Origin of the sequence: Chryseobacterium sp. VD8 (genome assembly GCF_037149975.1) — a bacterium.
Lineage (GTDB): Bacteria > Bacteroidota > Bacteroidia > Flavobacteriales > Weeksellaceae > Chryseobacterium > Chryseobacterium indicum.
In genome coordinates this window covers 1-255 of the sequence record NZ_JBBCQL010000485.1, presented here as the reverse complement: position 1 = coordinate 255, position 255 = coordinate 1, and the positions used below count along the sequence as shown (strand labels likewise).

The following is a 255-nucleotide window of genomic DNA, read 5'->3' as shown; positions in this document are numbered from 1 at the left end:
AAGTTGTGAATTACCTTGTGTCAGAATATCCTATAAACATCCGGCAGGCGTGTAAATCTCTTAATTTGGAAAGGAGCAGTTATTATTATCAGCCCCAAAGAAAGGAAGACACAGAACTCATTGGTTGCCTGAATGAACTTTCAGAGAAACATCCTAGCTATGGATTCAAGAAAATATTTCATAGTCTGAGGAATCAAGGTTTTTCCTGTAATCACAAGAAGGTGTATCGTATTTACAAAAAATTAGGATTGAATC

The 255-nt window shown here is 35.7% G+C and carries 1 protein-coding gene; it reads left to right on the top strand.

All coding sequences use genetic code 11. From position 1 onward, the window contains the following. Positions 1–65: 65 nt before the first annotated feature. On the top strand, positions 66–255 hold a 190-nt coding region (locus WFK35_RS23135; RefSeq protein ID WP_336735009.1), incomplete at its 3' end, for an IS3 family transposase.